Raw genomic sequence first — 22,007 nt, 5'->3', positions numbered from 1 at the left:
CCCCCACTTTTTGTATAAAACAACTGCATCACTGCTTCCCCATACTCAAAGTGTAAGTCTGAGCGCATGCTGACGGCTTGCCTGTCACTCCGCCTCTTGCATTATTAACCTGAAATAGCCTTTTCCCCCGTGCTGCCGGTTCCAGTGCCAGAGTGGCAATAAAATAATCCGATTCAAGGCTGTTTTTCTCGACAAAACTGTCGTAGTCACTGTTGAGTATGTGTCATTCCTGGCGATAAAGGGATTCAACCTTTATCTGCTTAAACTCCCCCCACCCTACCCGCAGTAAAAAACCAGCAAAGTTACCGCATCGGTCAGAAACTAAAGTGATAAAATCCAACCATGCCTCAATGCTTTGAGCTAGCTGAAGTGAAACAATGTCAATCTGCTGTGAATTAGCCACTGAACAATACTCCAGACAGCTGGCACTAAAAATCAGACGGACAATTTTTTGGCGGACATCGTCGGTACTTTCCACTCCGGGGGAAAATAATTGGTGGGAGAGAAGCGCCCGGGCCACAATCACACGTTGCCTGATCCTGCCATTGACCCACAGGCTGCCAGAAGTGTCCACCAGCAATGCTGATACGATTTTTTCCAGGAAATAGCGTCCGAAAAGCACGTTGACTTTATCCCGCAAGGCATCCTCCGACAGCACGTTGTAATAATGAAAATGCTCAATATCTGAACATATTTGTAATGAAGAAGCGATGCGCGGGACTTCCAACACGCTATAGACTTCGGTTAGCTCCGCCAGTCCCAGTGTTTTTTTCAGCGTCCATTCAATTTCTTCAAGTCTGCTCACGCTCTGCCGGTAACTTAGCATTTCCTTTTCCGATAACGGGCAATATTCACCACTGATAATATCGTCAAGCAGTCACATTCCACTGACACCAAAAAGAATTTCCTCTTTTTCTCCCCAGGAAAATACAGCATAGCGCTGAGAAAATTCATCATGAATGATAAAAGTCACTTTCCAGTGTTTACACCACAAATGATAAAAGAGCGCGAATATCTCCCGTTCCCACGGCTTATTTTTTGTGACACATCTTTCGCAGCCTTGCATAAGCTTCGTTCAGGCATCTAAATATCTCTCTGAGAGCGGGTTCATCCTTCATCGCCATGATCAGTTCAGCCAGCTCAGGAATACGGCATTTTTACCTCCTCCGGGGACATGCTTTATTGCCGGAAGTTCTGACCTTAGTAAAATTAACCTATCGGTTTGTAATGCAAGTTATTTGCATCCATGTACACGCACCATATTCGATCAGGATTAACAATCTGAAGTAGTCCGACAAGGTGGCGTAGTAACCCTGCTGGTAAAGCTGGCCTAAAAACTGCCCGTCATAACCTACTACTTTATTTAACAGCCTGAGCAATGAGTTAACCTGCAAAGTCCCTTTCTCAAGCGCCATCTCACCCAGCATACAGTTATCTTTGCCCAGCGCGCGTCTGAAACGGCTATCGAGCCGTGCCTGTTCTTCATGCCAGACCCAAAGAATTTGCCAGAAAGGCGGGACAGGCCAGTAACATCACAGGAATTTCAATAGCGGCAGCCAACCCCATCATCAGCCCGACACTTTGCCGGGGCAACGCCAGCTGTTTCGTAATAAAAATTGGAATATCGATAAGATAAATTGCACTGCAACTCCACATGAGCACCGAGACAATAAATAACAAACTCAGTTCATAGCGACAGCCTGTAACAGCTGACGGCGGCAGCACATATGGCAGGATGTTTATTTCCCTGCAGTACAAACGTCATCAGCAATATCGCGGTGAAGATGCCAGCAGTAATCAGGTACATTGAGATAAAGCCCGCTTTGGCGGTAATACTAAAAGCCAGAGGTGAGCGAGCACCCACGCCAGTGATAACTGGGTACGCATAAGCGCATTGAATATTGGTTTCTCACAATATTCTCCTGCCAGTGCAAAGAGTTGAGGTATACCAGCATTAGCCACAGCAGCAATAAACACCCCCGCGGTTAATAAAAATAAACAATGACGACTGAAGGCAAAAGCCAGACTATTTAAAATAGCCATCAGGTAACAAAACATCAGTAAATGTCGCCGTCCACTAAAGCAACCTGACATCACTGCCAACCAAAAGCTGACATCAATGTCAATGGCTGCGTTAACGGCATAGAAAAAACTAATTGCAGTTGGATTGGCCTGTAATTCTGCTGAAAGATAGAGACTTAAAGTTGGGATTTGAAAAGCCCCGGCGCCCCCAGAAAGAAAAGCAATGATGAGAAAAATGCACAACACAGCACTATCTACTCCGATAAAAAGGCCCGCTTCACACGGGCCGGTCACATCAGAGTTTCTCGGAACGACTAAAACGTTTTCCATCCGGGCTGGCAGAGCGAATCATTACCTCACCGGTTATTGTAGGTTGGGCTTTGGCATCGTATTTTTGCCAGCTTTTGCCCGCATCCTGGCTGTACTCGATAGTCAGGCCAGGCAAAGCGATGTTAGCTTCCAGTTTGCCATCAACCACTTTTGCACCGGGAACAGGCAGACGGTAATGAATCCCGGTTTTATCGAGTTTAGACAGTTCACGCTGGCCAAGCAGGTTAGCAAAACGCTGCCAGTCTTTCAGCAGGGTTTGCTTATCGACATACTGCGTTTTTCCGCCGATATATTCTTTGCCAGCCTGGTAATCCTGCTCCCATGCTGCTCTGTGCCATGCACGTTCAGCCACTGATAACATACGCGGGAAAATCATGTATTCCATTTGTTCATCGGTTCGCGTGGTTTCACTCCAGAGCTGCGCTGACAGGCCATAAGCACCAGGCCAGGCCTTGTCTGATTTAGCAGAGAAAGTTTTACCATCACGATCCAGGGAAGTTTCCGCATTTTGCGGCAAATTATCCGGCGCGAAACTAAACATTTTGCGCTCATCATTGAAGCGAGTTCCCCAATAATAGCCGCGCTCAAGCGGATTGACCTCGTAAGGGAAATCCATATACACGTAATCCGGGTTGGAAATGATCACCTCATAACCTTTTCTTGCCCAGTCGTTGGCTGTATCAAAGCCACCCCAGAACAACGTATCCCAGAAGTTGACACCCATTCGTTTGGTGGCAAATACGCTAGCGTTCTCAGTATCTTTCAGGCCATCCTGCCATGCGTGCATTCTGTCAATGCCATGGTCTCTCACATGTTTACTGACCTGCTGGGCAAAATAGCTTGGCAGATGTTCAAGATCCTCTACTTTTCCATCTTCCACCAATTTTTGACAAACCTGAGATTTCGCCCAGGGTTTATCCTGCTTACTCATATCAATCAGGCCAGTACCTGGTTGAGGATTATTTTTATCGGAATAACCCGCACCTAAACGAATATTTTTCGCTTCGTCGCCGCCAAAATGCCACGTTTTGATTGGCTGTCCGGCTTCACGGTGCATGGCTTGAATTTCACTCATCACTTTATCGGTGAAACGCAGGGAAGAGTCCAGGCAGGGATTAAGATAGCTGGTGCGATCGTATAACTGTACAGAGGTCGTATTGGAATCATCGGTCGGATCGACAAGCCTGTACTCATTTGCCTCAGTGGTTTTGCCTTCTTTCATCAATCGGTTATAACGTGCTTCCATCGAAATAACGGCAGCACGTGCATGTGCGGGCATGTCGATCTCTGGTATCACTTCAATACCACGCGCATCGGCATATTTGACAATTTCGATATAGTCCTCGCGGCTGAAATAGCCGGACCCCATATTATCACTGTCTGGGCCGGAACCGAGCTGCGGTAGCAAGCAGCGCTGTTCACTGAGATCGTGACAACGTTTGCCTCCAATCTCGGTGAGTTCCGACAGGCCGGGGATCTCAATTCGCCAGCCTTCATCATCACTCAGATGGAAATGGAAAACGTTAATTTTCCATGATGCTAACTGATCCAGCATGCGCATCACGGCATCCTTGCTATGGAAATTACGGGCCACATCAAGGAACACGCCTCGATAAGCAAAACGTGGGGCATCGCTGGCTTTCAGAGTGGCAATTTTGGCACTGCCATCGGCGGGAAGCAGCGAGATAATGGACTGCAGACCATAAAATACGCCATGCTGATCGTAGCCTGTCACTCTGGCTTTATCTTTACCGATAATTAATTGGTATCCGCCGGAAACTGCTTCGCCTTTTTTAAAAGCCTTACGGTCAATATGCGTTGAAATCTGATAACCATCGGCTTTTTCCTGGACGCCCAGTAACAAGAAACGTTGTTTCACCGCCTCCGCTTTTTCTGCAGGCAAACTGGCGAGATCCAGCGCCACACCTTTAGACAGATCGGCATCGTCTGGCAGCACCTTTACATGCTTCGGTGTGGGAACGATCTGTCCACGTAGCTCAAATGGGGGCAACTGCTGTACATCGCTGTTTTTATCAAAGCGGCTGGCCGGCATCATTAATACATTTTGATCGTCAGGCGTGCGTTTCCACTGTTCGCCAAAAGGTGCCACAAAAGCGGTCAAATCTTCAGTATCCGTGCTTTTGATAACTTCTGGTGTCGAATCCTCAGAAGTCACATACCAGCGAGGCATTACATCGGTAATAAACAACTGCCCGAACTCGAGGATGATCGGAATTTCTACCGACTCACCGGCAGCAAAACCCTGGAAATTTTCCGTGGGCTCCAGCCGTGCCAAATCACCAACAATATGCACCAGACGGAACTGATCGCTTTCGACCTTTATGGCTTCATGGACGTTAGACATATAAATCGCCCAATTCTTACTGGTGATTGCCGCACCTGGATTGGTCAAAGTGATCGTCGCCCGGTTGCAGGAAGCCCAGTCGGCACCAAGTGCAGCACAGTCAACACCGTTCAGTGCTGCATGATTATCCGTGACTTTATACTGCACACCAAACTGGCTGATTTGATCGACAATTTGCTGATTTGCCAGCACACTCCCACTTGCCAACGAAGAAAGCAAAGCAGTAGCTATAAGACTCGCTCTGAATTTATTCATTTCTTTTCCTTAATCTGTCAGTTATGGTTTTGCTCAATTTCTTGCCGTAACGCACCGCACTCCTTTGCAATACCTTCCGCACCGCCCATTTTTTCGGCATCGAGACAACGTTGGTAATCCAGTGCTGGTATTTTTTCTTGCTGCTGAACAACATTTTTTTGTGCACATGCGCCAGTCAGTAACATGGCAATAACGGGCAATATATATTTCATGCTTGATCCTCATTTAATGCTGCAGGTTATTTCACTGCTCAGAAAATCGTAAATGGCGCAATCACGATAAACCTCACGTCTTTCTCATCCTGGAATATGTTTCTGAAGCCACCGCTTCCGCTTGGGAGATCAGAGTGATTGTCATAACGGCTATAGTGCAATTTGAATAAGGTCCCTTTTGCTGCACCTTCCTGAACGGTATAAAGCAGATCTAAATTCCATGTTGATTCACGCAGACGTTGGTTTTGATTGAATTCTGGATTAGTGGATGGCCTCGCATCCCAGCCATATGCATAAGAGGCCCCTACCGCCCAGCCGGGGAGCTGCCAGTTTTTAAGGTCATACATTACGCCAGCAAAAAGCGCCTTTTCCCCATTAGCATTAAAGTCCGAACGTGAATTCCACCATACATCCAGTCGACCATTAGAGGTGGCATAACCCGGTGTCATACGCTGCAAGAAGAAGCCCTGATTGCCCTCAGCTTTTACCCAAGTTCCCTCCAGACGGAAGTCAAAAGGCCCGGTAGTGTAGCCAAGCGTTAATGCCTGTAACCATGCGAGTCCATCGTAGGCATCATTAATATTAGAGGCACCACCGCTTTCTTTATCTTTGGCACCATAAAACTGCCAGCTGGTTCTCAGGCTGTTTCCTGCAACCGGAAATGAATAGGATACTTTCGTAAAGTACTGGTCCATATAATCCGCAGCCTGGCCAAAAGCACCTTCTACTATCAGGTTATTTTTAAAGTCGTATTTAGCACCAACGGAATGTAGATAATTGATTCCTGTTATGCCATCCGCTTTACGAAAATTATACATATTGCGGTACCAGGGTGATTTATATTCGTTAGCCCAGAAATAAGAAAGAGACAGTTCACCCGCGTCAGCAAAATCATAAACACTGCCAATTTCAACCCCACGATAAGTGCCGGGCATAAAACTCCACTGAGGTGCTAATAAACTCTGTCCAGTTGGCTGTAAATAGCCACCACGCAACCAGTAGTTATTATATTTCATTTTCACAGCAGCTTTATATAAATTAACGCCACCCGTGTCGCCATCCCATCGTTCTCCCCAACGACTTTTGGTTTTACTGAAACCAATTTCATTAGGCGACGCCGGGCCTGTTTGCCCCAATTCAACGGCACTGAATGCTGCTAAATCAAAGCCGATGAAATCAGCCAGATAACCGGATGAAAAATCAAGATTAGCATTAAACGTAGAATGGTGGAGATTATGTTCGTACTGACCGTATTTTTCCGACGTCACATTCATATTTTTTCGATCACGGTGACGCTGCCAGTAATATATCCCACCGGTCAAGGATGAGTCATCAACAAAACCAGCGGCAGTTGCCGTGGGTAAACAGAAACTCCCGCTAATAGCGGTGCAAATGGCAACAGCAAGTACTAAGGTTTTTTGATTGATAATAATCCCGGACATAAGTCAGCCTCTTTTCCTAAAAGCTATTTTAAAGTTAAAATAATGTTGTAATGAATGGTGTTTGGATTTTTTACACATCGTAAATTACGTCAGTAATAATATTTTTTGCGCCACGAATTATCAATTAAATGTGTGTTTTACGGGACAAAACCATGACTCAGAACACATAAGCACGAAAGATGTTAATTAAATATTAAATTTAGATAATGCAAATGAAAAATCCATTTATTTTTTATTTAAAAAAACGTCAAAAGAAAATTAATTTTATCTTCATTTATTATAAATGCAGACAGGTAATAGGCACCACTCTACAATCCAATTTATTTCGCGATTAATGCACAACAACATTTTTTAATTTTCTAAAAAATAGCATTAAGCTTACAAAGCAGGCATATTTATTTACATTAATTCATCTGTTTGGTATGACATCACTTTTTTTGAGAAATTAACATTGCAACATATAAATTATACAAATAGTTGATTGATATAAATCTGTCAGTGTTTCCTCTTCACTTTCAGCCCTCTATGAAACTCATGAATTAGGACTGAAAGTGTTCTGCATTTTTTTCTCGTCCTGATCGGGACATATCGACAACGCTGAACGAATCAATGCATGCGCTGTATTGGTTAAAGGCGTAACCAGAATAATTTCGATGATGAAAATAATGAATATGGATATATTGCAAGGAAAATATTGAAAGGTAAACGTCCGTCAACCTTGTTCTCAAAAAAATCCCTTATTAAACATACAACACTGTTAGACCCGCCATTTACTGACATGCGATAGCGACACTTAGCACAGGTAACAGCCCCAATTCCTTGTCCACAAAGGCTGGCAAAACGTGTAGCACTATTCCGTGCAGCTATTTAGCATGTGTCATCTTACGCAAGGACAATATCTCATGGAGCGAAACATGGCAGAGAAAACAGTGCCAACACCTTAGCTGTAAGAGTTAGCCAAAAGTTGGACACTACTCCGCACAGCTTTTGACAAGGTATTTTGATAAAAGATCAACGACTGATTTACCGCTTTCTTAAGTTAGCAGTTAGCAGTTAGCAGTTAGCAGTTAGCAGTTAGCAGTTAGCAGTTAGCAGTTAGCAGTTAGCAGGTTGAAAATAACCATATAAAAACTGTCGGTTTACAATTTACAAAAAAACGCAGCCACAGGCTGCGTAATGTATTCGTTATTCGGGATCATTCACCCGTTTTTGTCCAGGTGTCACGTAAGCCTACGGTACGGTTGAAAACCAACTGGCCAGGCGCAGAGTAGACACTGTCAGCACAGAAATAGCCTTCACGCTCGAACTGATATGGACTGTCATGCTGCGCCTGTTGTAAACCAGGCTCAACAAATCCATGGCGAATTACCAGGGATTCAGGATTGATGGTCGCAAGGAAATCCTCAGCCGCTCCCGGATTTGGCACGCTGAAAAGACGATCATAAAGGCGAAACTCAGCCGGATGCGCATGTACAGCAGATACCCAATGGATAACGCCTTTCACCTTACGTCCATCGGCAGGGTCTTTGCTCAGGGTATCCATATCACAGGTACAAAACAGGCAGGTAATATTGCCCTGCTCATCCTTTGCCACACGTTCAGCTTTGATCACGTAGGCGTTGCGCAATCGCACTTCTTTCCCCAACACCAGACGCTTGTACTGCTTGTTGGCTTCTTCACGAAAATCAGCACGGTCAATGTAAATTTCACGGCTGAAAGGCACCTCACGCGTTCCCATTTCTGGTTTAGCAGGATGATTTGGCATGGTGAGAATTTCTTCGTGATTCGATGGCAGGTTTTCAATAACCAGCTTAACCGGATCAAGAACCGCCATAGCACGAGGCGCGCTGTCGTTAAGATCGTCCCGAATACAGGATTCAAGCGATGCCATTTCGACAATATTGTCTTGCTTAGTCACACCAATACGACGACAGAATTCACGAATGGATGCTGCAGAATAACCACGCCGACGTAAGCCAGACACTGTTAACATCCGGGGATCGTCCCAACCTTCGACAACCTTTTCGGTCACAAGCAGGTTCAACTTACGTTTTGACATAACGGCGTATTCCAGATTCAAACGAGAAAACTCGTATTGACGCGGATGAGCCGGAATAGAAATATTGTCCAGAACCCAGTCGTAGAGACGGCGATTATCCTGAAACTCCAGGGTACAAAGCGAGTGCGTAATGCCCTCAAGCGCATCAGAGATACAATGGGTAAAGTCATACATTGGGTAAATGCACCATTTCTTTCCGGTTTGATGATGGCTGGCAAACTTGATTCGGTACAGGACTGGATCACGCATCACAATGAAACTTGACGCCATATCAATTTTGGCACGCAGACAGGCAGCACCCTCAGCAAACTCGCCATTACGCATTTTTTCAAATAGCGCAAGGTTTTCCGCCACGCTTCGATCACGATATGGGCTGTGTTTGCCCGGCGACGTCAAGGTGCCACGGTATTCACGAATTTGATCCGGCGTAAGTTCATCAACATAGGCCAGTCCCTTATTAATCAGCTCGAGGGCATAGTGATGAAGCTGATCAAAGTAATCTGAAGAGTAACGAACATTGTCCGTCCAGCTAAAGCCCAGCCACTGAACATCCTGCTTGATTGACTCAACATACTCGATATCTTCTTTCACCGGGTTTGTATCGTCGAAACGCAGGTTACATTGCCCCTGATAATCTTGTGCGATACCAAAATTGAGACAGATTGATTTGGCATGACCGATATGCAGATAACCATTTGGTTCCGGCGGAAAGCGAGTATGTATGTTTTTATGCTTACCAGATGCCAAATCTTCGTCGATAATCTGACGAATAAAGTTAGTTGGGCGGGCTTCTGCCTCACTCATCTTAATTTCCTCAATAATACTATGGTAAATATACCCTGATAAATTCGAGCTTCAGGAGGGCAGCAGATAAAGGAATCACAGTGAGCATGTGCGATAAGTGACTCGGGCAACTGAACGCGACCAGCGCTCCTGCCACTCGAAGCATAATGGGTATGCGCGTGAAATTACCGAGTATCATCCACAAAGCGCTTCAGGGAAACAACCGTTACTTACTGCAATCCAATAAAAAAGGGCAGAAATTGCTTTCCACCCTTTAAATTTTCACGTTATCAGGTTTTAACCTTTAACCTCATACATCGGGCTTTCTCCCGCGACGACGTTAGCTCCCGCCAGCAGGTTTATCCCCGTAAACTCGTCCATATTACTGACTACTATCGGGCTTATCATCGAGCGGGCATGAGCATTCAGGAAATCCAGGTCCATCTCCAGTACAGGCTGACCTGCAGCAACAACAGCGCCCTCTTCCACCAGTCGGGAGAAGCCTTTACCGTCCAGTGCTACCGTATCCAGCCCCATGTGTACCACAACTTCAAGACCTTTCTCCGTTTCCAGACAAAAAGCATGGTTAGTGTTGAAAATTTTCATCACGGTCCCGTTTGCCGGAGAAACAACGGTGCTGCTGGTTGGCTTAATTGCCAGTCCTTCACCCACGGCTTTACTGGCAAAGGCGTCGTCCGGTACATCTTCCAGGGCAATGACCTCACCACTCACCGGTGCAACCAGCGTTTCAACTGTGGATCCTGTTGTTGCTGATTTTTCAGCTTTCGTTATCGCTGCTAAAGGGGATTCGGGTTTAACCGATGCGGCCGCAACGGGACCTCTGGCCAGCACGGTTTTCATGGCCGAGGCGATGGTTTCAGCCTGGGTGCCAACAATAATTTGAACACTTTCTTTGTTCAGACGAATTACGCCAGAAGCACCGAGGCTACGGGCCACAGGCTCATTCACAACACTGCTGTCCTTCACGCTGAGGCGGAGGCGGGTAATACAAGCATCAATTCCAGTCAGATTTTCAGAACCGCCCACGGCAGCAAGATAACGACGCGCCAGTGACTCGGTATCAGACTCGTCGTGGCGCTGGCTGTCCACATTGGCATCGTAGCCATCGCTTTCGTCACCTTCCACTGTAAGTTCACGGCCTGGCGTTAACAGATTGAATTTTTTTATGGTAAAACGGAAAATGACATAATAGGCCACAAAGAAAACCAGTCCTTGAGGGATCAGCATATACCAGTGCATCGCCAGCGGATTACGACTCTGTAATGCCATATCAACCAGCCCCGCGCTGAAACCAAAACCGGAAATCCAATGCATGCTTGCGGCGATAAACACAGAGATACCCGTCAGCACAGCGTGGAGGAAATAAAGCACCGGAGCCACAAACATAAAGGAGAATTCAAGTGGTTCAGTGATGCCAGTGAAGAAAGCGGCGAACGCTGCAGCCATCATGATCCCTCCTACTTTGGCGCGATTTTCAGGACGTGCGCAATGGTAAATTGCCACTGCGGCACCGGGCAGGCCAAACATCATAATTGGGAAAAAACCAGCCTGATAACGCCCGGTTATTCCTAAAACAGCTTTGCCATTTTCCAGCGATTGTGCACCACCAAGGAAGTTAGGAATGTCATTAATGCCTGCCACATCGAACCAGAACACCGAGTTCAATGCATGATGCAATCCGACCGGAATTAACATGCGGTTAAAGAAAGCGTAAACACCAGCACCTGCAGAGCCCAGCTTCTGAATATGTTCACCAAAGCTCACCAGGCTTCCGAAGATAACCGGCCAGATGTACATCAGAATAAAGGCGATCAGAATCATCAAAAACGAGACGAGGATAGGAACCAGGCGGCGACCGCTAAAGAATGAGAGTGCTCTTGGGAGTTCAACATGGCTGAAGCGATTGTACATTTCTGCCGAAATGATCCCGACCATAATGCCAACGAACTGGTTTTCAATTTTCCCAAACGCCGCTGGCACCTGATCGACAGGAATTTTTTGAATCATCGCAACAGCCGCCGGAGAACACAGCGTCGTCACGACTAAAAAACCCACAAACCCGGTTAACGCTGCAGCACCATCTTTGTCTTTCGACATACCATAAGCAACGCCAATCGCGAAGAGGACCGACATGTGTTCAATAATAGCGGAACCCGACTTGAGCAATAATGCTGCAAAGGCGTTGCCCGCTCCCCAGGCATCCGGGTCAAGCCAGTAGCCTATGCCCATCAGAATAGCGGCTGCCGGTAGCGTTGCTACCGGCACCATAAGTGCCCGACCTACTTTTTGTAAATAACCTAGCATGTTCTTTTCCCCTTGTGAGGCGCGTTAGAGCATTTATAATCTAACGACATTATCTCAATGGTAAACTATTTTATGGATGACACAAATTTGATAGGGTCGAGTGTAAAAAGAAAATAATTCGCTCTGCAAATTAAAACCGCAGCTAATGTGACTTTTATCATTAAAAATAAGTATTACACTTTGCAGCATCTGGTGAGTAAGGGTTACTTATTTTATGATTAAAAAAAACTTAGCACCTTTAATTTTTTGAAACCAGCTGCCCGTGCTTTTATGCTCAGGGACAGTAACAGAATTATCCAGACTTTTTAAAATTAAGCTTATAGTGAGGTCATAACATGAGACTAATTCCTCTTACCAGCCCTACTCAGGTCGGTAAATGGGCAGCACGCCATATTGTGAATCGTATCAATGCATTTAATCCTTCCGCTGAACGGCCATTTGTACTGGGACTGCCCACAGGCGGCACACCGCTGGAAGCCTATAAACACCTGATTGACATGCACAAAGCGGGCCATGTTAGCTTCAGACATGTGGTCACGTTCAATATGGATGAGTATGTTGGCCTGCCTGAAGAACATCCAGAAAGCTATCACAGTTTTATGCACCGTAACTTTTTCGATCATATTGATATTAAAAGCGAAAATATTAACCTTCTTAATGGTAATGCACTGAATATTGACACAGAATGTCGCCAATACGAAGACAAGATCCGCGCTTATGGCAAAATTAACTTGTTTATGGGCGGCGTGGGCAATGACGGTCACATCGCTTTCAATGAACCGGCGTCTTCACTGGCCTCCCGTACGCGCATCAAGACCCTGACCCATGAGACCCGCGTGGCAAATTCGCGCTTTTTTGACGGCGATATCGATCAGGTTCCCAAATACGCGCTTACAGTCGGCGTGGGTACGTTGCTGGATGCTGAAGAGGTGATGATTCTGGTCACCGGGCATGCTAAAGCCCATGCGCTGAGGGCAGCAGTGGAAGGAAACGTAAATCATATGTGGACAATCAGCTGCCTGCAGCTGCACGCAAAATCCGTCGTGGTCTGTGATGAGCCTTCCACAATGGAACTTAAGGTCAAAACCATAAAATATTTCCGCGAACTGGAAGCGGAAAACATGAAAAATCTGTAATTCATTAGCACATGATTAACCGCAGAAAGCGGGTAATACCGGGAGAACTTTATGTACGCTTTAACCAATGGCCGCATTTATACCGGCCATGAAATACTTGACGATCATGCTGTTATCATTGCCAATGGCCTGATAGAACGCATATGTAAAATGAACGATCTTTCAGAAAGCATTTCAACACGCGATGTTAAAGGTGCACTTATTGCTCCCGGTTTTATCGATTTGCAGTTGAATGGTTGTGGCGGCGTACAGTTTAATGACAGCCTTGAGGCCATCACTGCAGAAACTCTGCATATTATGCAGAAAGCGAATGAGAAATCGGGTTGCACCAGCTTTTTGCCCACACTGATAACCAGCAGCGATGAAATGATGAAGCGCGCGGTTGAGGTAATGCGCGCCTATCTGGCACAAAATAGTCATCAGGCACTTGGGCTGCACCTTGAAGGGCCGTGGTTGAGCCCACGTAAACCCGGAACGCACAACCCTGCTTTAATCCGTCTCCCGACACCGGAAATGGTAGACTTCCTCTGTGATAACGCGGATGTTATCAGCAAAATCACGTTGGCTCCTGAGCAAGTGGATAGCGCGGTTATCCGACAATTGTACGAGGCGGGCATTGTCATTTCGGCCGGACACTCGCACGCCAGTCATGATGAAGCACGCCGCAGTATTGCTGCCGGCGTCACCTTTGCAACACACCTGTATAATGCTATGCCGGGCATTAGCGGTCGTGAACCGGGGCTGATCGGCGCATTGTTTGATTCGCCGGATGTCTGGTGCGGTATCATTGCTGATGGTTTACATGTGCACTATGCAAACATTCGTAATGCCAAACGTATTAAAAGAGACAGGCTAATCCTGGTCACTGATGCCACCGCACCTGCAGGCGCTGATATTGAGCAGTTCATTTTCGCTGGAAAAACAATATACTATCAAGATGGGCTTTGCGTTGATGAAAATGGTACGCTGAGTGGATCGGCCCTGACTATGATTGAAGCTGTTGCTAACAGCGTCGAATATGCAGGGATCGCCTTGGATGAAACGTTAAGAATGGCCACGCTTTATCCGGCCCGCGCAATCGGTGTGGATCATAAGTTAGGTTCTGTCGAAGCAGGAAAAATCGCGAACCTGACGGTTTTTACCCGGGACTATAAAATAATCAAGACCATCGTTAATGGTAACGAGGTCTAAAGCGAGCAGATATTGAATGACCACTGGCGGGCAGTCTCAAATAGGTAATATCGATTTAGTTAAACAACTCAACAGCGCAGCCGTTTATCGGCTGATCGACCAGCAAGGTCCGATCTCACGTATTCAGATTGCCGAGCAAAGCCAACTTGCTCCCGCCAGCGTTACTAAAATTACTCGTCAGTTAATAGAGCGCGGTTTAATAAAAGAAGTGAACCAGCAGGCCTCGACTGGCGGTCGCCGCGCTATCTCAATTATCACTGAAACCCGCGGCTTCAATACTATTGGCGTTCGGCTGGGGCGCAGTGATGCAACGCTGACTTTATTTGACCTGAGCGGTAAACCTCTTGCGCAGGAAGACTATTCCCTACCGGAAGAATCACAGCAGGCGCTGGAAAACGCATTATTTGATGCAATTACTGACTTTTCTGAGCTGCATCAGCGTAAATTACGTGAACTAATAGCCATTTCAGTCATATTACCAGGTCTGGTGGATCCGAATAATGGCGTCATTCGCTATATGCCTCACATTGAAGTGAATCACTGGCCTTTGGTTGCCAATTTGCAAAAACGCTTTAACGTTTCCAGCTTTGTTGGGCATGATATTCGAAGTCTGGCGCTTGCCGAGCACTATTTTGGGGCATCGCGCGATTGCGCTGACTCTATTCTGGTACGCGTTCACCGCGGAACCGGTGCTGGCATTATAACCAACGGCAAAGTCTTTCTGGGGAGTAATGGCAACGTAGGGGAACTGGGACACATTCAGGTTGATCCACTTGGCGAGCGCTGTCACTGCGGCAATTTTGGTTGTCTGGAAACCATTGCTGCAAACACAGCTATTGAAAAGCGCGTGAGCAATTTGCTCAGGCAAGGCCATGCCAGTTCTTTGACTCAGGAAGCGTGCCTGATAACGGATATCTGTAAAGCGGCTAACCATGGTGATGCGCTGGCAACAGAGGTGATTGACTATGTTGGTCGCCATTTAGGTAAAGCGGTTGCCATTGCCATCAACCTGTTTAACCCACAAAAAGTGGTCATTGCCGGAGAAATCACTGAAGCAGATAAAATTCTGCTGGCCGCTATCGAAGGCTGTATTAACACGCAAACACTGAAATCCTTCCGCAATAATTTGCCCGTGGTGCGTTCGGAAATCGATCATCGCTCTGCTATTGGTGCCTTTGCGCTGGCAAAACGCGCCATGCTCAATGGGATTTTATTGCAACATTTACTTGAAAGTTAACAGATGTGTTAGCCAGTATGGACAGCAAATAATGACTATCAAAAATGTGATTTGTGATATCGATGGAGTGCTGATGCACGACAACACTCCAGTGCCGGGAGCAAAAGAATTTCTGCAAGGTATTATGGCAAAGGAAATGCCGCTGGTTGTTCTGACCAACTATCCTTCGCAAACCCCCCCCGATCTTGCCAATCGTTTTGCCTCTGCCGGAATAGACTTGCCTGAAACCGTCTTTTACACCTCAGCAATGGCCACGGCTGATTTTCTTCGACGTCAGGAAGGTAAAAAAGCCTATGTCGTGGGAGAAGGCGCGTTGATTCATGAAATGTATAAAGCAGGTTTTACCATCACCGACATTAATCCCGATTTTGTGATTGTCGGCGAAACGCGCTCCTATAATTGGGAAATGATGCATAAAGCCGCTTTTTTTGTCGCCAATGGCGCACGCTTCATTGCCACCAACCCTGATACTCACGTACGCGGTTTCGTACCTGCCTGCGGTGCGCTTTGTGCCGGTATTGAGACTATTTCAGGCCGTAAACCTTTTTACGTTGGCAAGCCCAGCCCGTGGATAATTCGGGCGGCGTTAAACAAAATGCAGGCTCATTCAGAAGACACAGTGATTGTCGGTGATAACTTGCGTACCGATATTCTGGCGGGTTTTCAGGCTGGCCTGGAAACGATTCTGGTGCTGTCTGGCGTGTCTACGTTAAGTGATGTCGATGCAATGCCTTTCAGGCCAAGCTGGATTTTCCCCTCCGTTGCGGATATCGATATCCTCTGAACAGCGCCCGGCATTGAGCCGGGTTAACCGCTTTTGCCGCACACTTTCCGACTCTTACCGCCCCATAAATATCGTTTATTCAATTTATGCCGCCATTTATTGAATAAACGTTAATTCAGTGAACATCTGAACAGACTATTTCTCATAAAAAAACTAAATTGCTTGCATCAACATAGCAAGATAGCGCATGTTCTTAGGCACCGGACGAACGCTTCGTCAGTCATATTCACCTTATTATCATCACCGTTCAGGGATGTCGTCAGGAGTTAAGTATGTGTTCTATATTTGGAGTATTGGATCTTAAAAGCGATTCAGTTGAGCTGCGCAAAAAAGCCCTGGAGCTTTCGCGTTTGATGCGCCACCGTGGCCCTGACTGGTCAGGTATTTATGCTGACGACCATGCAATTCTGGCTCATGAACGCCTGTCTATTGTTGACGTCAACAATGGCGCACAACCCCTCTATAACGCCGACCGCACTCATGTTCTGGCAGTGAATGGTGAAATCTACAACCACCAGGCATTGCGTGCCCGTCTCAGTGACCGCTATGAATTCCAGACAGAATCCGATTGCGAGGTAATTCTGGCCTTATACCAGGAAAAAGGCGTCGATTTCCTTGATGAATTACAGGGTATGTTTGCCTTTATTCTTTACGACACCATTAAGAAAACCTGGCTAATCGGTCGTGACCATATCGGCATCATCCCGCTTTATATGGGCAATGATGAACACGGCAACCTGTTCGTGGCTTCTGAAATGAAAGCGCTGGTTCCGGCCTGCAAAACGCTGAAAGAATTTCCTCCGGGCAGCTATATGTCCAGCACCGATGGTGAAATACACCGTTACTGGCAGAGAGACTGGTTCAGCTATGAAGCCGTTGAGCACAATGTTACCGATGCCGTTGCTCTGAAGGACGCGCTCGAAGATTCTGTTAAAAGCCATCTGATGTCGGACGTTCCTTATGGTGTTTTACTCTCTGGTGGGCTGGATTCTTCCATTATTTCGGCAATCACGAAAAAATTTGCCGCCATGCGCATTGAAGATCAGGATAAGAGCGAAGCCTGGTGGCCACAGCTTCACTCATTTGCAGTGGGTCTGGAAGGTTCTCCCGATCTGAAAGCCGCAAAATCCGTTGCCGACCATTTGGGAACCGTTCATCACGAGATCCACTTTACGGTACAGGAAGGCCTCGATGCTATTCGCGATGTTATCTATCACATTGAAACCTACGATGTCACCACGATACGAGCTTCCACACCAATGTATCTGATGTCCCGTAAGATCAAAGCGATGGGCATTAAAATGGTCCTGTCTGGTGAAGGTGCAGATGAAGTATTTGGCGGCTATCTGTACTTTCATAAAGCGCCAAACGCCAAAGAATTTCACGAAGAAAACGTCCGTAAATTGCTGGCATTACATATGTTTGACTGTGCAAGAGCCAACAAAGCGATGTCTGCCTGGGGAGTCGAAGCCAGGGTGCCGTTCCTGGATAAAAAGTTCCTGGATGTGGCAATGCGTATCAATCCAGCAGACAAGATGTGTGGTGCAAACGGTAAAATGGAAAAGCACATTTTGCGCGAGTGCTTTTCCTCCTACCTGCCAGAAAGCGTGGTCTGGCGTCAGAAAGAACAGTTCTCCGACGGCGTGGGCTACAGTTGGATCGACACCTTAAAAGAAGTTGCCGCGCAACAGGTAAGCGATCAACAGCTTCAGACAGCCCATTTTCGTTTTCCGTATAATACGCCGACATCTAAAGAAGGCTATCTGTATCGTGAAATGTTTGAGCAGCTGTTCCCTCTTGCCAGCGCAGCAGAGTGTGTACCGGGTGGCCCTTCTGTCGCCTGCTCATCGGCCAAGGCCATTGAATGGGACGAAGCTTTTAAAACGATGGACGATCCATCAGGCCGCGCTGTTGGTGTGCACCAGTCAGCCTATGCAGTGAAATAGTTACGGCAGGGTTATCTTACTTCGATGAGATAACCCTGTCGGTTATCGTCCTTCGCCAATAAAACAAGTCGCCGTTTATCACCGCGCATCTATTGTGCTTCATCACTGTTATATTAATCGTTGCAGCACTCTCACAAGCACCTGACTACCATAAAAAGTAGCGGTCATTAAGGTCGAGCTATCAAACAATTAAAGAGTTTGTGCATGTCTTTTACCTTTGGTCAGGTGCTTAGAAATGGTGCGAAACCGTCTTTAATTGCTGGTTTAATCGCCAGGGTGGTTATAAGCCAGACAAACGAATCGGTTTGGGACAAAAACAGGAAAAAATTTGTTGACGCTTCCAGGTCAACTCCGCATAATGCGCCCCGCAACGCCGTTGAAGGTAACGCGAAAAAAAATGGCTACGTAGCTCAGCTGGTTAGAGCACAGCACTCATAATGCTGGGGTCACAGGTTCGATTCCCGTCGTAGCCACCATATTTTTGCGGGAGTGGCGAAATTGGTAGACGCACCAGATTTAGGTTCTGGCGCCGCAAGGTGTGCGAGTTCAAGTCTCGCCTCCCGCACCATTTCCATAAATGATTTGCACGGATGGGGTATCGCCAAGCGGTAAGGCACCGGTTTTTGATACCGGCATTCCCTGGTTCGAATCCAGGTACCCCAGCCATTTTTTCTTAGTAAAAAGCATTACGTCTTGTACCAGAAATTCTGGCTACTTAGTTCAGCTGGTTAGAGCACAGCACTCATAATGCTGGGGTCACAGGTTCGATTCCCGTAGTAGCCACCAATTTTCTTGGGGTATCGCCAAGCGGTAAGGCACCGGATTCTGATTCCGGCATTCCGAGGTTCGAATCCTCGTACCCCAGCCAGATATAAAGTCGGTTTTCATAAACTGCAACAGTATTACTGGGGTGTCGCCAAGCGGTAAGGCTCTGGTTTCTGATACCAGCATTCCGGGGTTCGAATCCCTGCACCCCAGCCAAAAAGTAAAAAACCGCTCATAAGTGGTTTTTTTATGCCTCATATAAAGCCGAAAGCGTCATAACCAAAGTATTATGTCGCCTGTCCTGCATCAGCCACTCATCATTCCATTTTTGTCAGACCTAATGCATAACGCAAAGCCTGACGTTTCAGAGCACCAGCGCGTTCAGCAACCATTAAACCTAAATTACGCACGATACGAATAGGTACAACGGATGAGCTGAAAGCGAAATAAAACAGATCCATCCCGCTTTGCATTAACAGGTTATCTTTCCGCCGTTGGCGCTTGTAACGTAACAGGATTCTCTCTGACGACCAGTCTTCAGCCTGCTCCCGTGCAGCCACAAGAGTTGTAATAAGCGCATCCACATCGCGGTAACCTAAATTAACCCCCTGCCCGGCCAGCGGATTAATAGTATGCGCAGCATCGCCAACCAGAGCCAGCCCCGGTAACACATAGCGGCTGGCGTGACGCCGCGTCAGAGGAAAAGAACCTGCTGCCACCGGTGTGACCTTTCCGACACGATGAGGAAAATGCGTTGCAATCTCCTGCTGCAACTGAGCCATAGTCATTGCCTGTAACTGGCGGATTCTTGCCGGGCTGTCATACCACACCAGCGATGCCCAGCGATCAAACAGCGGTAAAAATGCGCGTGGTCCCTGGGGGGTAAATTGCTGCCAGGTGCAATCACCTGCATCTTGCTCTCCACGCACGCTGATCAGCATACATGACTGTGCATATTGCCAGCCCCTGATACCAATCCCCGCAAGTTGACGAACCTGAGAATTCGCCCCGTCAGCACCGACAACAAGGCGTGCGTGAAGGATTTCCTCATTCTCCAGCGTTAGCTGCCAGCCACCGTTTACTGATTGCAAGCCTTTCAGCGTAGTGGGTGAAATCAATGTTACGCCCTGCTGCTCAAGACGCTGCCACAAAGCCAGTTTCAGCACGCTGTTTTCAACCATGTATCCCAGTTCAGGTAAACCCAGCGACTGAGCATCAAAACCAACCTTCGCACTCTGCCACTCCCAGGTTTCCAGTTTGCTGTAGGGTTTACAACGCATCGCCTCCAGCATTGGCCAGACTTGCAAACGCTTTAGTAAACCCACCGATGCTGCGCCAATAGCGGAAATTCTGACGTCTGGCTCCCTTTCCCTGTCAAAACCAGTCGGGCGGGTCTGCTCAAGCACCACAACCCTGAAACCCTGAGCGGAAAGCCCGCTGGCCAACGCTGCGCCAACCATCCCACCGCCTACCACGGCAACGTCCCAACGATGTGTTGTTTCAATCATAATTTTTCCGTCCTGCGAACATGCGGATCGTCGTGTCCCTGCATCTGAGAAGGTTTATTCTGTTACCCCTAGTGTACCGGAATTTCGCGGAACAGTTTCAAAAGCCTCATACACTGGTCACAACCGCAGCAAAGCATTACAATACGCGCCCTGCACTCACTTCTGCATGATTAATGGCAACCAGATGACCAAAAAATTGCATATCAAAACCTGGGGCTGTCAGATGAATGAGTACGATTCATCCAAGATGGCTGACCTGTTAAACAGCACCCACGGCTTTACTCTGACCGATGTAGCAGAAGAAGCCGACGTTCTGCTGCTGAATACCTGTTCCATCCGTGAAAAGGCGCAGGAAAAAGTGTTCCACCAGTTAGGCCGCTGGAAAACGCTCAAGCAGACCAATCCCGATGTGATTATTGGTGTAGGCGGCTGCGTGGCCTCCCAGGAAGGCGATCACATCTGCCAGCGTGCAAATTTTGTTGATATCGTATTTGGCCCACAGACGCTGCACCGACTGCCAGAAATGATCAATACCGTCCGCGGTTCAAAAAGTCCGGTTGTGGATATCAGCTTCCCGGAAATTGAAAAATTTGACCGGCTGCCGGAACCACGGGCGGATGGGCCGAGCGCTTTCGTCTCAATAATGGAAGGCTGCAATAAATACTGTACGTTCTGCGTAGTGCCCTACACCCGCGGCGAAGAAGTCAGCCGCCCCTGTGACGATATCCTGTTCGAAATCGCGCAGCTCGCGGAACAGGGCGTGCGTGAAGTGAATCTGCTGGGTCAGAATGTCAATGCGTATCGCGGCGCAGATTATAACGGTGAAATATGTTCATTTGCCGATTTGCTGCGCCTCGTGGCAGCCATTGACGGCATTGACCGTATTCGTTTCACCACCAGCCATCCGATTGAATTCACCGATGACATTATTGCTGTCTATCGCGATACACCTGAACTGGTCAGCTTCCTGCATCTTCCGGTGCAAAGTGGTGCAGACCGCATCCTGACACTGATGAAACGTGCGCACACCGCGCTGGAATATAAAGCCATTATTCGTAAAGTAATTGCCGCACGTCCCAATATTCAAATCAGTTCAGACTTTATTATTGGCTTTCCGGGTGAAACGCAGCAGGATTTCGAGCAGACCATGAAACTGGTGGGTGACATCAATTTCGACACCAGCTATAGCTTTATCTATTCAGCGCGGCCAGGCACGCCAGCAGCCGATCTGCCGGATGATGTTTCAGAAGAAGAGAAAAAGCAACGTTTGTGGATCCTGCAGGATCGCATCACTCAGCAGGCCATGGCGTGGAGCCGCCGCATGCTGGGTACGGTTCAGCGCATTCTGGTTGAAGGTACATCGCGTAAAAATGTGATGGAACTGTCTGGTCGAACCGAAAACAACCGCGTCGTGAATTTCGAAGGCACACCGGAAATGATCGGCAAGTTTGTGGATGTGGAGATCGTCGATGTCTATACGAACTCACTGCGTGGCAAAGTGATTCGTACTGAAGATCAAATGGACCTGCGCGTCATGCAAACGCCTGCTTCAGTGATTGCGCGTACGCGCAAGGAAAATGAACTGGGCGTCGGCACCTTCCAGCCTTGAGACAACAATGTGCGGCGGGCCTCGCAGGTTCGCCGCTG

Annotated in this window: 15 protein-coding genes and 6 tRNA genes; 12 read left to right on the top strand and 9 right to left on the bottom strand. The window is 47.4% G+C overall.

Annotated features, from left to right (window positions below):
- Nucleotides 1-223 precede the first annotated feature (223 nt).
- The 8 genes from LU633_RS08870 to nagE all read right to left on the bottom strand — a co-directional run bounded on the left by LU633_RS08870 (nucleotide 224) and on the right by nagE (nucleotide 11,793).
- Nucleotides 224-805, bottom strand: a complete 582-nt coding sequence (locus LU633_RS08870) for a hypothetical protein (RefSeq protein ID WP_152664146.1) — start codon at nucleotides 803-805, stop codon at nucleotides 224-226.
- A gap of 677 nt (nucleotides 806-1,482) precedes the next feature.
- Nucleotides 1,483-1,680: a hypothetical protein gene (locus LU633_RS08865; RefSeq protein WP_157275250.1), complete on the bottom strand. Its 198-nt coding sequence runs from the start codon at nucleotides 1,678-1,680 to the stop codon at nucleotides 1,483-1,485.
- 117 nt (nucleotides 1,681-1,797) lie between these two features.
- Nucleotides 1,798-2,352 carry an MFS transporter gene (locus LU633_RS08860; RefSeq protein ID WP_152664145.1) on the bottom strand — a complete coding sequence of 185 codons (555 nt, stop codon included), beginning with the start codon at nucleotides 2,350-2,352 and terminating at the stop codon, nucleotides 1,798-1,800.
- Nucleotides 2,318-4,972 carry a beta-N-acetylhexosaminidase gene (locus LU633_RS08855; RefSeq protein WP_016191933.1) on the bottom strand — a complete coding sequence of 885 codons (2,655 nt, stop codon included), beginning with the start codon at nucleotides 4,970-4,972 and terminating at the stop codon, nucleotides 2,318-2,320. The genes LU633_RS08860 and LU633_RS08855 overlap by 35 nt, the downstream gene beginning before the upstream one ends.
- A gap of 17 nt (nucleotides 4,973-4,989) precedes the next feature.
- On the bottom strand, nucleotides 4,990-5,184 hold the full coding sequence (gene chiQ, locus LU633_RS08850) for a ChiQ/YbfN family lipoprotein (protein ID WP_016191932.1): 195 nt from the start codon (nucleotides 5,182-5,184) through the stop codon (nucleotides 4,990-4,992).
- A 38-nt stretch (nucleotides 5,185-5,222) separates the two neighbouring features.
- Complete coding sequence (chiP, locus tag LU633_RS08845) at nucleotides 5,223-6,626, bottom strand: chitoporin ChiP (protein WP_016191931.1); 1,404 nt, start codon at nucleotides 6,624-6,626, stop codon at nucleotides 5,223-5,225.
- Between the two features lie 1,195 nt (nucleotides 6,627-7,821).
- The gene (gene glnS / locus LU633_RS08840) at nucleotides 7,822-9,489 is read right to left on the bottom strand and encodes a glutamine--tRNA ligase (protein WP_016191930.1); all 1,668 of its coding nucleotides are present in this window, start codon (nucleotides 9,487-9,489) and stop codon (nucleotides 7,822-7,824) included.
- A 276-nt stretch (nucleotides 9,490-9,765) separates the two neighbouring features.
- The gene (nagE, locus tag LU633_RS08835) at nucleotides 9,766-11,793 is read right to left on the bottom strand and encodes an N-acetylglucosamine-specific PTS transporter subunit IIBC (protein WP_016191929.1); all 2,028 of its coding nucleotides are present in this window, start codon (nucleotides 11,791-11,793) and stop codon (nucleotides 9,766-9,768) included.
- Nucleotides 11,794-12,128: 335 nt separating this feature from the next.
- On the opposite strand from nagE, the gene nagB reads away from it, so the two are divergent.
- From nagB to LU633_RS08780, 11 genes are all read left to right on the top strand, one after another.
- Entirely contained in the window at nucleotides 12,129-12,929 is an 801-nt protein-coding gene (gene nagB, locus LU633_RS08830; RefSeq protein WP_016191928.1) for a glucosamine-6-phosphate deaminase, read from the top strand.
- Between the two features lie 51 nt (nucleotides 12,930-12,980).
- On the top strand, nucleotides 12,981-14,120 hold the full coding sequence (nagA, locus tag LU633_RS08825) for an N-acetylglucosamine-6-phosphate deacetylase (RefSeq protein WP_016191927.1): 1,140 nt from the start codon (nucleotides 12,981-12,983) through the stop codon (nucleotides 14,118-14,120).
- Nucleotides 14,121-14,136: 16 nt separating this feature from the next.
- Nucleotides 14,137-15,357 (top strand): DNA-binding transcriptional regulator NagC, encoded by a 1,221-nt coding sequence (nagC, locus tag LU633_RS08820; protein ID WP_016191926.1) that lies wholly within the window; start codon nucleotides 14,137-14,139, stop codon nucleotides 15,355-15,357.
- Nucleotides 15,358-15,388: 31 nt separating this feature from the next.
- Entirely contained in the window at nucleotides 15,389-16,141 is a 753-nt protein-coding gene (locus LU633_RS08815) for an HAD-IIA family hydrolase (RefSeq protein WP_016191925.1), read from the top strand.
- Between the two features lie 272 nt (nucleotides 16,142-16,413).
- Nucleotides 16,414-18,087: an asparagine synthase B gene (gene asnB, locus LU633_RS08810; RefSeq protein ID WP_016191924.1), complete on the top strand. Its 1,674-nt coding sequence runs from the start codon at nucleotides 16,414-16,416 to the stop codon at nucleotides 18,085-18,087.
- Between the two features lie 399 nt (nucleotides 18,088-18,486).
- Nucleotides 18,487-18,563, top strand: a tRNA-Met gene (locus LU633_RS08805).
- Between the two features lie 7 nt (nucleotides 18,564-18,570).
- Nucleotides 18,571-18,655: transfer RNA gene (locus LU633_RS08800), tRNA-Leu, on the top strand.
- A gap of 23 nt (nucleotides 18,656-18,678) precedes the next feature.
- A tRNA-Gln gene (locus LU633_RS08795) sits at nucleotides 18,679-18,753 on the top strand.
- A gap of 43 nt (nucleotides 18,754-18,796) precedes the next feature.
- Nucleotides 18,797-18,873, top strand: a tRNA-Met gene (locus LU633_RS08790).
- Nucleotides 18,874-18,880: 7 nt separating this feature from the next.
- A tRNA-Gln gene (locus LU633_RS08785) sits at nucleotides 18,881-18,955 on the top strand.
- Nucleotides 18,956-18,993: 38 nt separating this feature from the next.
- Nucleotides 18,994-19,068: transfer RNA gene (locus tag LU633_RS08780), tRNA-Gln, on the top strand.
- A gap of 101 nt (nucleotides 19,069-19,169) precedes the next feature.
- Here the strand turns inward: LU633_RS08780 and ubiF are convergent.
- Nucleotides 19,170-20,360 (bottom strand): 3-demethoxyubiquinol 3-hydroxylase, encoded by a 1,191-nt coding sequence (gene ubiF / locus LU633_RS08775; protein WP_016191923.1) that lies wholly within the window; start codon nucleotides 20,358-20,360, stop codon nucleotides 19,170-19,172.
- Nucleotides 20,361-20,544: 184 nt separating this feature from the next.
- On the opposite strand from ubiF, the gene miaB reads away from it, so the two are divergent.
- Nucleotides 20,545-21,969 carry a tRNA (N6-isopentenyl adenosine(37)-C2)-methylthiotransferase MiaB gene (miaB, locus tag LU633_RS08770; RefSeq protein ID WP_016191922.1) on the top strand — a complete coding sequence of 475 codons (1,425 nt, stop codon included), beginning with the start codon at nucleotides 20,545-20,547 and terminating at the stop codon, nucleotides 21,967-21,969.
- Nucleotides 21,970-22,007 lie beyond the last annotated feature (38 nt).

This window comes from Erwinia tracheiphila (genome assembly GCF_021365465.1).
Lineage (GTDB): Bacteria > Pseudomonadota > Gammaproteobacteria > Enterobacterales > Enterobacteriaceae > Erwinia > Erwinia tracheiphila.
The sequence above is the reverse complement of the archived record's forward strand: the minus strand, read 5'-3'. Positions and strand labels throughout refer to the sequence as shown.

Bases quoted from the DNA above. Each gene is read 5' to 3' on its own strand.
- ubiF (WP_016191923.1), bottom strand. From the start codon at position 20,360: ATGATTGAAACAACACATCGTTGGGACGTTGCCGTGGTAGGCGGTGGG.
- nagC (WP_016191926.1), top strand. From the start codon at position 14,137: ATGACCACTGGCGGGCAGTCTCAAATAGGTAATATCGATTTAGTTAAA.
- LU633_RS08860 (WP_152664145.1), bottom strand. From the start codon at position 2,352: ATGGAAAACGTTTTAGTCGTTCCGAGAAACTCTGATGTGACCGGCCCG.
- glnS (WP_016191930.1), bottom strand. From the start codon at position 9,489: ATGAGTGAGGCAGAAGCCCGCCCAACTAACTTTATTCGTCAGATTATC.
- nagB (WP_016191928.1), top strand. From the start codon at position 12,129: ATGAGACTAATTCCTCTTACCAGCCCTACTCAGGTCGGTAAATGGGCA.
- nagE (WP_016191929.1), bottom strand. From the start codon at position 11,793: ATGCTAGGTTATTTACAAAAAGTAGGTCGGGCACTTATGGTGCCGGTA.
- chiQ (WP_016191932.1), bottom strand. From the start codon at position 5,184: ATGAAATATATATTGCCCGTTATTGCCATGTTACTGACTGGCGCATGT.
- LU633_RS08815 (WP_016191925.1), top strand. From the start codon at position 15,389: ATGACTATCAAAAATGTGATTTGTGATATCGATGGAGTGCTGATGCAC.
- asnB (WP_016191924.1), top strand. From the start codon at position 16,414: ATGTGTTCTATATTTGGAGTATTGGATCTTAAAAGCGATTCAGTTGAG.
- chiP (WP_016191931.1), bottom strand. From the start codon at position 6,626: ATGTCCGGGATTATTATCAATCAAAAAACCTTAGTACTTGCTGTTGCC.
- LU633_RS08855 (WP_016191933.1), bottom strand. From the start codon at position 4,972: ATGAATAAATTCAGAGCGAGTCTTATAGCTACTGCTTTGCTTTCTTCG.
- nagA (WP_016191927.1), top strand. From the start codon at position 12,981: ATGTACGCTTTAACCAATGGCCGCATTTATACCGGCCATGAAATACTT.
- miaB (WP_016191922.1), top strand. From the start codon at position 20,545: ATGACCAAAAAATTGCATATCAAAACCTGGGGCTGTCAGATGAATGAG.